This window comes from Acidovorax sp. Root568, assembly GCF_001427445.1.
Taxonomy (GTDB): Bacteria; Pseudomonadota; Gammaproteobacteria; order Burkholderiales; family Burkholderiaceae_C; genus Acidovorax; species Acidovorax delafieldii.
The window spans coordinates 53356-66590 of record NZ_LMGP01000010.1 but is presented as its reverse complement, the minus strand read 5'-3'; the positions used below and the strand labels follow the sequence as shown (position 1 = coordinate 66590).

Genomic DNA, 13235 nt, shown 5'->3' with positions numbered 1-13235 from the left:
TCCAATCGCCCGATTTCACTCCAACCCTTCGGGCAAGTGCCTTGCCGGGCGGTCTGCGGCGTTGCGGCGCTTGTTGATAGCCGAGCTATCAACTGCGCACCGCGCCTAGCACCCCTTCCCGGCAAGGTACTTGTGCAACTCCAAAAAGACTTGGAACCGGCTCTTGGCACGCGACTGAGAAATACCCTGGGGCCCGCACAGAACCCTGTGCACTGCGGCACATGCAGCAGCCCCGCTACCCGATCCAGATCATGCTGGCGTGGGGAGTTTCCATCAACGGTGACCCCGTTTTGTCCATGGCTGCTTGCCACTACATGGACACACTGACGGAGCTATGTCACTTCCACCTTCTTCCTTTGCCATCCTGGGCGCAGGGCTCATGGGCCGTCTGCTGGCTGTGGAGCTTGCGCGTCTGGGGCACCGTGTAGACATCTACGACGCGGGCAGCCCCGCCGCCGAAAACTCGGCCGCCACCGTGGCTGCGGCCATGCTGGCCCCGCTGGCAGAGTCTGCGATCACCGAACCCGGCGTGGTGCGCATGGGCCACCACGCGTTGACGCGCTGGCCCGAGTTGCTGGCAACCTTGTCGGCGCCTGTGTTTTTCCAGCAGGCCGGCACGTTGATCGTGTGGCACCGCCAGGACGCGGCCGAAGCCCAGCGTTTCACCCGCCAGCTCGAAAACAACCAGCGCGGCCTGCCCGAGCTGCCCACCCTGCAAAAGCTCGACAGTGGCGCCCTGGAGCAGGTGGAGCCCGCCCTTGCGCACCGCTTCAACCAGGGCCTGTACCTGCCCGGCGAAGGCCAGCTGGACAATCGCCAGTTGCTGGCCGCACTGGTGGTGGAAATGGAGCGCCTGGGAGTACGCATGCACTGGCACACGCCCCAGTCGCCCGAAGCCTTTACGCCCGGCGCACCCGGCCAGCCTGACCGGGTGCTGGACTGCCGGGGCCTGGGCGCCAAGGGCCAGTGGAGTGCCTTGCGCGGCGTGCGTGGCGAAGTGGTGCGCATCCATGCGCCCGACGTCACGCTGCAGCGCCCCACCCGGCTGGTGCACCCGCGCTACCCCATCTACATTGCGCCCAAGGAAGACCATCTGTTTGTCATTGGCGCGACCGAGATCGAGTCCGACGACCGCTCCCCGGCCAGTGTTCGCTCCACCCTGGAACTGCTGAGCGCCGCCTATGCGGTGCACCCCGGCTTTGGTGAAGGCCGCATCCTCGAGCTGGCCACGCAGTGCCGCCCCACGCTGCCCGACAACCTGCCCGCCATCCGCCAGACCCGTCCAGGCGTGCTGGAGATCAACGGTCTGTACCGCCACGGCTTCATGATCTCGCCCGCCATGCTGGATGTGACCCTGGAGGTGCTGAACACGGGACAATCGACCCTGTCCGAACGTTTTGACCTCCGGCTGAAACTGGAGCCAGCCGCACCCGCCCCGACCGGCGTTGCAGCCCCCGCATTTGCATGAACATCTCGATCAACCAAATCCCGCACGAACTGCCCGAAGGCGCCAGCGTGGCCGATGCCGTGGCCGCCATCGAAGCGCGCCCCCCGTTTGCCGTGGCGGTGAACACCACTTTTGTGCCCAACACCCGCTACGCCGCCCATGCGCTGCAGCCTGGCGACCGTGTGGAGATCATCTCGCCGGTCACGGGCGGCTGAGTCAGCAAAAATTCAATCAAAAGAGCTGTAAGCGCATGTAAATCATGCACTAGCAGCTACAAAAATCATAGTAAACCAATGACCACTACGACGCCCCAAGACCCGCTGGTGCTGTACGGCCAGACCTTCGCCAGCCGCCTGCTGCTAGGCACCTCGCGCTACCCATCGCCCGCCGTGCTCGAAACCGCTGTGCAACGCGCCAAGCCCGCCATGGTCACTGCCTCACTGCGCCGCCAGGGCAGCAACCCGGCCGAAAGCGGCAGCAGCTTCTGGGATCTGCTGCGCAAGCTCAACGTGCCCGTGCTGCCCAACACCGCCGGCTGCCACAGCGCGCAAGAGGCCATCACCACCGCCCAGATGGCGCGTGAGGTGTTCAACACCCCCTGGATCAAACTGGAGCTGATCGGCGATGACTACACCCTGCAGCCGGACACGCTGAACCTGGTGGGCGTGGCCGAACACCTCATCAAGGAAGGCTTTCAGGTGCTGCCTTATTGCACCGAAGACCTGGTGCTCTGCCAGCGCCTCGTCGATGTGGGCTGCCAGGCCGTGATGCCCTGGGCCGCGCCCATCGGCACCGGGCGCGGCCCGGTCAACCCCTATGCGCTGCAGACGCTGCGCGAGCGCCTGAACGTGCCCATGCTGGTGGATGCCGGGTTGGGCCTGCCTTCGCACGCCTGCCAGGTCATGGAATGGGGCTATGACGGCGTGCTGCTGAACACCGCCGTGGCCCTGGCACAAGACCCCGTGGCCATGGCCGGTGCATTTGCCGATGCCGTCAGCGCCGGGCGCGCAGCCCGCCTGGCCGGTGCCATGGCCGCACAAGACGCCGCCCAGCCCAGCACCCCCGTGCTGGGCACCCCTTTCTGGCACCACGCCCATGCATGACACCACCACCCTGGCGCACGCCATCCTGAGCCACCACGCGGCCACCTTTGCGGGGTTTGCGCCCGAGCCCGTGCCAACCCCCACGTTGCAGGACCCTGTCTACCTCGCCGCGCTACAGGCCTGCAGCCAGTTGGGTTTCATTGCCCATGACGCCGAATGCCTGGCCCGCGCCTGGCAGGCGCGCGCGCTGCGCACTGGCAGTGCACAGCCCGAGCAATGGCCGGACGAACCCCAGGACTTTGGCCTGCAGCGCCTTCCGCGCGCCCAGCAGTTCGCCGCGTGCCCGGAGCACCTGGGCTTGTATGCCGTACTGCCCGACGCCCAGTGGGTGGGCCGCATGGCACGTGCCGGGGTGCCCACGGTGCAATTGCGCTTCAAGTCGGACGACGCCCAGGCCATCCGGACCGAAGTGCAAGCCACCGTCCAGGCGGTGCAAGGCACGGGCGCGCTGTTGTTCATCAACGATCACTGGCGGGACGCCATCGAAGCTGGCGCCTACGGCATTCATCTGGGCCAGGAAGACCTGGACGCACTCACCGCCGAGGAACTGCAAACGCTTCATCGCTCGGGCCTGCGCCTGGGCGTGAGCACCCATGGATATGCCGAAATGGTGCGTGCCGACGCCGTGGGGCCCAGCTATATCGCGATGGGTGCAGTGTTCCCCACGACCCTGAAAAAAATGGCCACCGCTCCCCAGGGCGTGGGCAGGCTGGGCGTGTATGCGCGGCTGATGCGGCACTACCCGCAGGTGGCGATTGGTGGGATCAGCGCCGAGCAGTTCCCCAGGGTACTGGCCACTGGCGTGGGTTCCGTGGCCGTGGTGCGTGCCTTGGTCAATGCACCGGACCCTGAAGCATCGGCCGCAGAGCTGATGGCGCTGATGCGGTGACGGCTCGGTGGCGATAGCTGCCACGGCGGTTATCGCGCATCCCTCACGACCATCGCAGCGCCACCTGGATAGTCGCCGGGAGGCCGATTGGTCGCCTGCTCGCTACTTGTTGTCGGGCTTCTTCATCTGCTCCAGCTCAAGGCGGAGCTCCATGAGATCGTTCTCCATGCCAAAGCCGACCGGCTGGCCCGCTGGCGGCGGCGCCGTCACGGGCACCGGGGGCAGATCGCTCAGCGTGAGGTGGGGTGGGTCCGACAGATCGAGGTCAAGCGGAATGCCCCGCGAATCCTCGCCTAATGCTGCTGCAGGCCTGGAGGGAGTGGCTGCAGAGCGCACGGGCTCGGGCTCCTGCTGGGCCTTCATCGCGAACTCGAACTCCAAGCTGGCTGCCAGTGAATCAAGCGGCTGGTCGTCGTGCAACGCCACCGGTGCAGGAGCTGCAGGTGCCACCAGGGTCTCGGACCGGGGCGGTGCCAGGGGCGTCGTCCGCTTGCGCGGGGGCGCTGCACCGCGCGCACTGGCGGGCGTGGTCTGTGCAATCGCCAGCAGCAGCAAAAGATCGTCATAGGCCGCCAGATCAAACGGCTCCACCGCTTCAGCGCCCGTGCGGCGGAACAGGAATTTCTCCAGCAAGCCCAGCACCGCAGGCGTTGTCCACTCGGCCTCGATCTCGGCGAGTGCGTCGGTGTAGTGGTACAGCATGCGGCCCGTGCGGTGAAAGCCCGCAAACTCCGGCACTTGCGCGTTGAAGGACTGCATGAACTGCGTTCGCAGCTGCGCAAACTCATCCACACGGCTGAGCGTGTGGTACAGCCGCAATAGCTCCAGGTAGGCCAACGGAGAGGTCTGGCGGTGCTCGGCAATGTGATTCTTCAGCACCTCGATGGCCTGCTGGTGCTCGCCCACCGAAACAAAAAATTCAGCCTGCTGCTGGATGTCAAACAGCTCTTCAGGGTTGACGATGTGGGGCGCTACCGAGGCGGCGGCCGGCGCGGAAACCGACTTCGCCTGCAAGGGAGCGGGAGCACTCGCCGCCGGGCTGGTCGCTACGAAGCGTGGTTCCACGGCCGCAGGGGCTGCCTTGCGCAGGGGCATGGCACCGGACTCGGGATTCGCCGCGACGGCATGAGGCTGGGTTTCAGACGGCAGCCAGGTGTCGCCGGGATGGGGGGTAAGACTGACCGCTTCTTCATGCGCCGATGCTGCATCGCCACGTGCGCCCAAGGCCACAGAATCGCGCCACGAACGCACTGCCTTGTCAGAGGCGCTGCGCATCCGCGACCACATCCATGCCACCCCCGCCAAGGCCAAGGCCAGCAGACCGCCCAAGGCATATACCACCGTCGCAGGAAAACGCGCCTGCTCCATCGCCTCCAGCTGCTGCTGCAACTGGCCAGCGGCTCCACGGTCCTTGGCGGCCTGTGCTCGCAATGCGGCGGTGTCTGATTCCAGCGCCTTCAACCGTTCGCCGTCTTTTTGCAATTCTTCCGGCTGCGCGTTCAACGACCTCCACAACGCGGCGGCCTGGGTGCGCAGGGCCGACATCTCTTCAGAAGGCGCCGTGGGTAGCTGCGCGGTAGAGCGCAACGCCACAGGACTGTCCAGCCAGGTATCCAGGGGCTCAACCACCAAACGCGAGCGCGCTGCAGGTGCAGCGGCCACCACCGACTTGCCAGGTGCTGCCGTGCCCACACGCACGGAAGGCCGTGCGGCAGCTGCAGAGCCGGGAGCGCGGCTCTCAGCGGAGGGCGAGCCCGAGGCCCTTGCCAGTGCAGGCGCCTTGTCACGGGGCCTGGTGGCCTGCATAGCACCGGCGGCAGCCGCAGATGCACTGCCACTGCCCTGTGAAGGCGAACGCTGTGACTCTGAAGCTGCGCTGGGGGTTGCTGCAGGAAGCCGCGCCAAGTCCACCGGGGATGCAGAGGCGGACCGGGTGACGGTGGTCGGCAAATCCGAGAGGAAGGTGTAGCTGCGCGTGGTTTTTCCGTTGCACCCTGCGGTCAGGGTCACGGTGAGAACCGGTTCATCCAGCGATACCGAGGCCAGCACGCGGACCCCTGAAGGACGCCCACGCACCTCGGGCAATGGGACCACGCGCACCTTGTTGTCACTGATGGCGTTGTCGCCTGCCACCAGCTTGGCCGTGACGCAGGACGATGCGACATCCGTGCCCGGGTCGGGCTGCAACTCGAACGAGAGATCGACCGGGGCGCCCAACACGACCGTACCACTACCATTGCCCAGGGACAGCGCCGAAGCACCGGCTGCAAGCGCCCACAATCCTGGTCCAAAAACGGTGTTACGGATTTTCACAATCAATTCTGTTTTTCGGTCCGGAGGATTCTTGCACATAAGACCCAGATAAGGCCAGAGCCATAATGCCGCTATGAAAATTCAGTTTCCCAACATCGCCATCGTGGGTACCGGTGCCATGGGCCGAGGCATCGCACAAATTGCTGCCCAGGCTGGCAGCCAGGTTTTTCTGCTGGACGCCAACCCCGGAGCCGCCGACGCCGCACGGGCCGCCCTGCAGGAGCAATGGAACAAGCTGGTCGCCAAGGGCCGGATCGAAGCGGACCAAGCCACAGCGCTGACCGCGCGGCTGCACCCCGTCAAAACAGCGGCAGACCTCGCGGCCTGCGATCTGGTGGTGGAAGCCATCGTGGAGCGGCTGGATGCCAAACAGGCCCTCTTCGTCGAACTGGAAGGGGTGGTGCGCGCCGATGCGGTGCTGGCCACCAACACGTCCTCTCTGTCCGTGACGGCCATTGGCGCAGCGCTCAAGCGCCCCGAACGCCTAGCCGGGTTCCACTTCTTCAACCCCGTGCCTTTGATGAAGGTGGTGGAGGTGATCGCGGGCCTCAAGACAGATCCAGCGATCTGCACTGCGCTGGCCGCGTATGCCAAGGAAATGGGCCATACCCCTGTACAGGCGCAGGACACCCCTGGCTTCATCGTGAACCACGCGGGGCGCGGCTTCGGCACGGAGGCCCTGCGCATCGTGGGCGAAGGTGTGGCCGATTTCGCCACCATCGACCGCATCCTGCGCGACCAGGTCGGCTTCAAGCTGGGGCCCTTCGAGTTGATGGACCTGACGGCGCTGGACGTGTCGCACCCGGTCATGGAGTCTATCTACCGCCAGTACTACGACGAACCCCGTTTCCGCCCCAGCGTGATCACCGCGCAACGTCTGGCGGGGGGCGTGGTGGGCAAGAAGGTGGGCGAAGGCTTCTATCGCTACGTGGAAGGCATGGCGCAGGTGCCTGCCGAGGCGCCGGCCCCCGTGGTCAACGACATTCCGCCGGTGTGGGTGTCCCCGCGCGCTGCACGCCGGGCCGAGCTGTACCAGTTGCTCAAGGACCTGGGGGCCACCATCGAAACCGGCCAATCCCCCTCCCCCCAGGCCATCACGCTGGTTGCCCCACTGGGCTTTGACGTGACCACCGTCGCGGTGGTGGAGCGGCTAGACCCGGCCCGAACCATCGGCATCGACATGCTCATCGATGACGCCGCGACCAAGCGCCGCGTGCTGGCCACCAACCCCGCCACGCGCGTTGACATCCGCAACGCTGCGCATGCCCTGTTTGCGCGCGACGGCAAGGCTGTCAGTGTGATCCGTGACAGCGGTGGTTTCGTCGCGCAGCGCGTGGTGGCCACCATCGTGAATATCGCCAGCGACATCTGCCAGCAAGGCATTTGCACCCCCAAGGATCTTGAGACCGCCGTGACCCTGGGCCTGGGCTACCCACTGGGCCCCCTGGCAATGGGTGACCGCTGGGGCCCCACCAACATCCTGGAGGTGTTGTTCAACATGCAGACTGTGTACGGCGACACGCGCTACCGCCCCAGCCCATGGCTGCGCCGAAGGGGTGCGATTGGCCTGAGCCTGAGCCATGTCGAAGAAGACTGATTGCCAAGCACCACGGCCACCTCACTGAACACCACCATGCCCGCAGAACTCCAGAGCACCAGCCAGGGCCAGACCCTGATCCTGACCCTTCGCAACCCCGAGCGGCGCAATGCCATCGACCCGGTGATGTATGCCGCGGGTGTGGAAGCACTGGGCGTGGCCGAAAGCAGCCCCGACATCCGCAGCGTGGTCATCACGGGCGCCGATGGCATGTTCTGCTCGGGCGGCAATCTGCAGCGCCTGCTGGCCAACCGCCAGGAAGCGCCGCAGGTGCAGGCACAAAGCATCGAGGGCCTGCACAACTGGATCGAGACCATCCGCACCTACCCCAAGCCGGTGATCGCCGCCGTGGAGGGCGCTGCGGCCGGTGCAGGGTTTTCGCTGGCACTGGCCTGCGATTTCATCGTGGCGGCCCGCAATGCCGTGTTTGTGATGGCCTACAGCAACGTGGCCCTGTCGCCCGATGGCGGCGCCAGCTGGAGCCTGGCCCACGCGCTGCCCCGCCAGATTGCCACCGAGATCCTGATGTGCGGGGACCGCATCGGCGCAGAACGCCTGCACGCATTGGGCCTGGTCAACCGCCTTGCCGAAGCAGGCAATGCACTCGACACCGCCCTGGCGCTGGCTGAGCAGCTCAATGCCCGTGCACCCAATGCACTGGCCAGCATCAAGGAGCTGCTGAACGAGGCTCCCCATGCCCAGCTCACGCACCACCTGGGCCATGAGCGCGACCACTTCGTGAAGAACCTGCACCACGCCAATGGCGGCGCAGGCATCTCCGCATTTCTGGAAAAGCGCGTGCCCCGCTACGAGTAGCGCTGCACCACAAACGCCTCGACGCATCCACCGTCGCAGACCCATCAACCCCCGGTACGCTGCCACCCAGCGCCGGGGGTTTTCTTTTGGCCTACGCGCAGACACGCAGGTGACAACCCTGACGCATTGCGCAGGTCCCTGACGCGACAATGGGCCTGTTTCTAGTCACCCAAAAGACAGGCCATGGACGACCCGATTCTTACTATCGAAGAACGTGAAGCGATCAACTCCGGTCGCTGGTTTTCATCACTCTCACCTTCGCTACGCCACGACATCCTGCGATGTGCATACGTCAAACGCTTCAAGGACGGCGGCCTCATCGCCGCACGCGGCGACCCGCCCGAGGAGTGGATTGCCTGCGCGCGCGGTGCAGTGCGGGTGAGCTCCACATCCATCTCGGGCAAGCAGATCACGCTGACCTATGTGGAGCCGGGCATCTGGTTCGGCGACGTGGCGATCTTCGATGGGGACCGGCGCACGCACGACGCCTACGCGCACGGCGACACCACGATCCTGTGTGTGGCCAAGGCCGATTTTCGCAAGATCCTGGCCGTGCACACCGAGCTGTACGAAGCGATGCTGCGCCTGCATGCGCGGCGCATTCGCCAGCTGTTCGGGCTGGTGGAAGACCTCAACACGCTGCCCCTGCGATCGCGCCTGGCCAAGCAGCTGGTGCACCTGGTGCGCAGCTACGGCGTGCCCAGCCTGTCGGACGGCAGCGAAATGCGGATCAGCCTGCAATTGGCGCAGGAAGAACTGGCACAACTGCTGGGTGCGTCGCGGCAACGCGTGAACCAGGAACTCAAGGCCATGGAACGCGAAGACGCCATCCGCATCGAGCCGGGCGGCCTGGTGGTGCGGGACCGCGAAGCCCTGATGCGCATCGCTGAAGCCGACAACTGACTCACTTACCCCATCACTGACAGCCAGAACCTTCATCCGCCTCCATGAGCAACTTTGACCATTTCGTCGGCACCCGCCCTGTTTCCGATCAGCACGCCTTTGACATCGAAACGCTGACTGCATGGCTCTCCAGGAACATGGAGGGCTTTGCGGGCCCGCTGACGGTAGAGATGTTCAAGGGCGGGCAGTCCAACCCCACCTACAAGCTCATCACCCCCGGCGCCAGCTACGTGATGCGAGCCAAGCCCGGGCCCGTGGCCAAGCTGCTGCCTTCTGCCCACGCCATCGAGCGCGAGTTTGCGGTGATGAGCGGCCTGTACGGCACCGACGTTCCCGTGCCGCGCATGTTTGTGCTGTGCGAGGACGAGTCGGTGATTGGGCGCGCCTTCTACGTGATGGAGTGCATGCAGGGCCGCGTGCTGTGGGACCAGTCCCTGCCCGGCATGACGCCAGCTGAGCGCGGTGACATCTACAACGAGATGAACCGGGTGATCGCAGCGCTGCACACGGTGAAATTTGCAGACCGAGGCCTGGCCAACTACGGCAAGCCCGGCAACTACTTTGACCGCCAGATCGGCCGCTGGAGCAAGCAATACGTGGCCTCCATCACGCAGCCCATCGAAGAGATGGACCGCCTCATGGAATGGTTGCCCGCCAACATGCCCGCCAGCGCACGGGACGAGGGCCATGTGTCCATCGTGCACGGCGACTACCGCCTGGACAACCTGATGTTCCATCCCACCGAGCCCCGCGTGATCGCCGTGCTCGACTGGGAGCTGTCCACACTGGGCCATCCGCTGGCGGACTTCAGCTACCACTGCATGAGCTGGCACATTCCTGCCTCGCTGGGGCGTGGCATTGCGGGGCTGGACCTGGGCGCACTGGGCATTCCCGACGAAGACACCTACATCCGCCTGTACTGCGAGCGCACCGGCATCACCACCCCCGATGCGCTGCGTGCCGACTGGAACTTCTACCTCGCCTACAACATGTTCCGCATCGCCGCCATTTTGCAGGGCATTGCCAAGCGGGTAGAGGCTGGCACGGCCTCCAGCGCCCAGGCCAAGGCCTCGGGCGACACCGCACGACCCATGGCCCAGCTGGCATGGTCCTTCGCGCAACGCGGCTGAACACACGACGCAACACCAGCGCCGCCCACGATTACCAACGGAGAAGAAACCCATGGACTTTGACTACTCGCCCAAAACCAAGGAACTGCAGGCCAAGCTGCTCCAGTTCATGGATGACCACATCTATCCGAACGAGTCTGCCTACAAGGATGAGTTGGCCGCCAACACCGTCGCAGGCAAGCGCTGGAGCGCGCTGAACACCATCGAGAACCTCAAGCCCAAGGCCCAGGCCGCCGGGTTGTGGAACCTGTTCCTGCCGGTCGACAGCGCCGCAGCATCCGGCTATGCAGGTGCCGGGCTGACCAACCAGGAATACGCACCGCTGGCCGAAATCATGGGCCGCGTGCCATGGGCCAGCGAGGTGTTCAACTGCTCCGCGCCCGACACCGGCAACATGGAAACCATTGCCCGCTACGGCGACGAAGCCAACAAGGCCCGCTGGCTCAAGCCCCTGCTCGAAGGCAAGATCCGCTCGGCCTTCGCCATGACCGAGCCCGATGTGGCATCGAGCGACGCCACCAACATCGAGACCCGCATCGAGCGCCAGGGCGATGAGTACGTGATCAACGGCCGCAAGTGGTGGATCTCTGGTGCCGCCGACCCGCGCTGCGCCGTGTTCATCACCATGGGCAAGACCGACCCCGAAGCCCCGCGCCATTCGCAGCAGAGCATGGTGCTGGTGCCCGCCGACGCCCCTGGCATCAAGATCATCCGTCCGCTCAATGTTCTGGGCTACGACGACGCCCCACACGGCCACGTCGAGATGACCTTCGAAAACGTGCGTGTGCCCGTCTCCAACATCCTGCTGGGCGAAGGCCGTGGCTTCGAGATCGCCCAGGGCCGCCTGGGCCCTGGACGCATTCACCACTGCATGCGCCTCATTGGCCTGGCCGAACGTGCGCTGGAGCTGATGTGCAAGCGTGCATCGTCACGCGTGGCCTTTGGCAAGACCGTGGCCCAGCAGACCGTGACACAGGAGCGCATTGCCGAGGCCCGCTGCAAGATCGACATGGCCCGCCTGCTCACCCTGAAGGCTGCCTGGCTGATGGACGTGGCCGGCAACAAGGTCGCCAAGACAGAGATTGCCATGATCAAGGTGGTGGCCCCCAGCATGGCCTGCCAGGTCATCGACTGGGCCATGCAGGTGCACGGCGGTGGCGGCATGTCTGACGACTTCCCGCTGGCCTATGCCTACGCCGGTGCGCGCACCCTGCGCTTTGCCGACGGCCCGGACGAAGTGCACCGCAACGCCATTGCCAAGTGGGAGCTGGGCAAGTACGGCACCTACGGCCGCGACGCCGCCGTGCCGGTCACCCGCGGCAGCTGACGCCAACCTCCGTAGGGCCTGACACCCGCAGGCCCTACTGCGGGCCTGCAGCGCCTTCCGTCGGCACACCCGCAGGCGGAGGGGGCGGCAGGTTCTGCAATGCCCCTTGGGCAGCCGCCAGCAGCAACTGCGTGGCCTGGGCGATCTCCGTCAGGCTGCGCTGCGTGTGCTCCATGCGCAGATACACCTTGCCGCGTACCAGCATCAACAGCAGCGGCGACTGCGCCCGCACCGCCCCGCCCTCACCTTCCACGACGTTGAGCAACTGGGACACCACCGGCGCATGGATCCAGCGCTGCGCGGTCTCCATGCGCTCCGCCACCACCGCAAAGTGCTGGCGAAACGAGGCGGGCAGGCCCGGCCAGGTCACCTCTTCAAACATCGCCAGCCAGCGCATTTCCTCGGGCAGGCTGGCATTCACCGTGGTCTGCAGGGTGTCGGTGATGGCGTTGTAGGCATTGCCCTCCAGGGACTCCTGCAAGGGGCGGTTGAGCACCATCACCGCCGCGTCCGGGTCCACCCCCAGGTCGGCGCGCCCCCGCAACTCCAGGCCGCGCACATAGTCACGCGTTGGGTTGCCGCATTCCAGCCGCCACGGGTGGCCATTCAGGTCGCCCCCCAGGTCAAAATGCCCGTCCACCGCCTGCGGCACCACCGCCAGGCGCTGGGTGGCCGCCCAACGCACCACCTCCTGGTTGGACACGGGCTGTGCGGCATTCGGGCCACCGGGCAGATGCAGCGCTTTGCGAAGGCGGTCAAACATGGCGATTCGAAGCCCAAGGCTTCGCGGAAGTCACGGATGCAGGCATTATTGGGGGCATCGGCCGCTGCGGCAAACCGGCGGAACGCCTTCTGTGACCTGGTTCACCATGCCGGAAGGGCAAAGCGGCGAACGGCTGGTGCGGCCACTGCCCACGCGCATGGGCACTGCTCCGCGCCGGAGCAACCCCGCCGCATTCACTTTTGGCGATCTGAACAGCCCACATGCTCTTCTCTATGGACCGCAGACTTGCCCTGATCACCCTGGCTGGTGCGCTCGTCGCACCGGGGATTGCCCTGGCACTGCCCGACGACGCATCGGCCCGGGTGCGCCAGCTTGTGCGCTGGTCCACCGCAACGGCCGATCACCAGGGCTTGCCGTTTTCCGTGATCGACAAGCCAGCCGCGCGCATCCACGTGTTTTCTGCCCAGGCCCAGTGGCTCGGCAGCGCGCCCGTGCTGCTGGGGGCCGCTGCGGGTGACCGCTCAGCCCTGGGCATCGGGGCCAAGCCTCTGTCCCACATCCGCCCGCACGAACGTACCACCCCTGCAGGCCGCTTTGTGACCGAGCCCGGCCGCAACCTGCAGGGTGAAGACATTGTGTGGATCGACTACGACGCTGCCGTCTCACTGCACCGGGTGCGCAGCGTGAGCGCCGCAGAGCGCCGCCTGCAGCGCCTGGCGAGCCCCGGCGCACGGGACAAACGCATCAGCTACGGCTGCGTGAACGCACCTGCCGCGTTTTACGACCAGTTCATCGCGCCTTGGTTCGGGCGGGCACCAGGGGTGATCTACGTGCTGCCCGACACGGAGCCTTTTGCTACATTTTTTGAAGCAGCCAGCACATATGAATAGTGCGCTACCGGCCGATTTCACGCAAATTCTCTGCCCAGGACGCCGTGGGAGCAGGAACCGGCACTTCCGGCGGTAGCCACCCAAACGTCGCCCAGG

The 13235-nt window shown here is 65.7% G+C and carries 12 protein-coding genes; 10 read left to right on the top strand and 2 right to left on the bottom strand.

What is annotated here, in order from left to right; translation table 11 throughout:
- Window positions 1-334: 334 nt before the first annotated feature.
- The 4 genes from thiO (at window position 335) to ASD75_RS06885 (ending at window position 3439) form a co-directional block, all read left to right on the top strand.
- On the top strand, window positions 335-1468 hold the full coding sequence (thiO, locus tag ASD75_RS06900) for a glycine oxidase ThiO (protein WP_056744230.1): 1134 nt from the start codon (window positions 335-337) through the stop codon (window positions 1466-1468).
- A complete protein-coding gene (gene thiS / locus ASD75_RS06895; protein ID WP_056744228.1) occupies window positions 1465-1662 on the top strand; it encodes a sulfur carrier protein ThiS in 198 nt (65 codons plus the stop codon). The genes thiO and thiS overlap by 4 nt, the downstream gene beginning before the upstream one ends.
- A gap of 78 nt (window positions 1663-1740) precedes the next feature.
- Entirely contained in the window at window positions 1741-2550 is an 810-nt protein-coding gene (locus ASD75_RS06890) for a thiazole synthase (protein WP_056744227.1), read from the top strand.
- The gene (locus ASD75_RS06885; RefSeq protein ID WP_056744225.1) at window positions 2543-3439 is read left to right on the top strand and encodes a thiamine phosphate synthase; all 897 of its coding nucleotides are present in this window, start codon (window positions 2543-2545) and stop codon (window positions 3437-3439) included. The genes ASD75_RS06890 and ASD75_RS06885 overlap by 8 nt, the downstream gene beginning before the upstream one ends.
- A 102-nt stretch (window positions 3440-3541) precedes the next feature.
- Here the strand turns inward: ASD75_RS06885 and ASD75_RS06880 are convergent, their stop codons facing one another.
- Complete coding sequence (locus ASD75_RS06880) at window positions 3542-5659, bottom strand: hypothetical protein (protein ID WP_235511558.1); 2118 nt, start codon at window positions 5657-5659, stop codon at window positions 3542-3544.
- 166 nt (window positions 5660-5825) lie between these two features.
- Between ASD75_RS06880 and ASD75_RS06875 the strand changes: the two genes are divergently transcribed.
- From ASD75_RS06875 to ASD75_RS06855, 5 genes are all read left to right on the top strand, one after another.
- On the top strand, window positions 5826-7349 hold the full coding sequence (locus tag ASD75_RS06875) for a 3-hydroxyacyl-CoA dehydrogenase (protein ID WP_056744222.1): 1524 nt from the start codon (window positions 5826-5828) through the stop codon (window positions 7347-7349).
- 36 nt (window positions 7350-7385) lie between these two features.
- Window positions 7386-8165: an oxepin-CoA hydrolase, alternative type gene (locus tag ASD75_RS06870; protein ID WP_056745090.1), complete on the top strand. Its 780-nt coding sequence runs from the start codon at window positions 7386-7388 to the stop codon at window positions 8163-8165.
- Between the two features lie 183 nt (window positions 8166-8348).
- Window positions 8349-9068, top strand: coding sequence for a Crp/Fnr family transcriptional regulator (locus ASD75_RS06865; RefSeq protein ID WP_015013747.1), 720 nt, complete (start codon window positions 8349-8351; stop codon window positions 9066-9068).
- 44 nt (window positions 9069-9112) lie between these two features.
- On the top strand, window positions 9113-10198 hold the full coding sequence (locus ASD75_RS06860; RefSeq protein ID WP_056744220.1) for a phosphotransferase: 1086 nt from the start codon (window positions 9113-9115) through the stop codon (window positions 10196-10198).
- 52 nt (window positions 10199-10250) lie between these two features.
- The gene (locus ASD75_RS06855; RefSeq protein WP_056067410.1) at window positions 10251-11525 is read left to right on the top strand and encodes an acyl-CoA dehydrogenase family protein; all 1275 of its coding nucleotides are present in this window, start codon (window positions 10251-10253) and stop codon (window positions 11523-11525) included.
- Window positions 11526-11559: 34 nt separating this feature from the next.
- On the opposite strand, the gene ASD75_RS24235 is transcribed toward ASD75_RS06855, so the two are convergent.
- Window positions 11560-12288: a hypothetical protein gene (locus ASD75_RS24235; protein ID WP_056744218.1), complete on the bottom strand. Its 729-nt coding sequence runs from the start codon at window positions 12286-12288 to the stop codon at window positions 11560-11562.
- A 233-nt stretch (window positions 12289-12521) separates the two neighbouring features.
- Between ASD75_RS24235 and ASD75_RS06845 the strand changes: the two genes are divergently transcribed.
- Window positions 12522-13139, top strand: a complete 618-nt coding sequence (locus ASD75_RS06845) for a hypothetical protein (protein ID WP_056744216.1) — start codon at window positions 12522-12524, stop codon at window positions 13137-13139.
- Window positions 13140-13235: the final 96 nt, after the last annotated feature.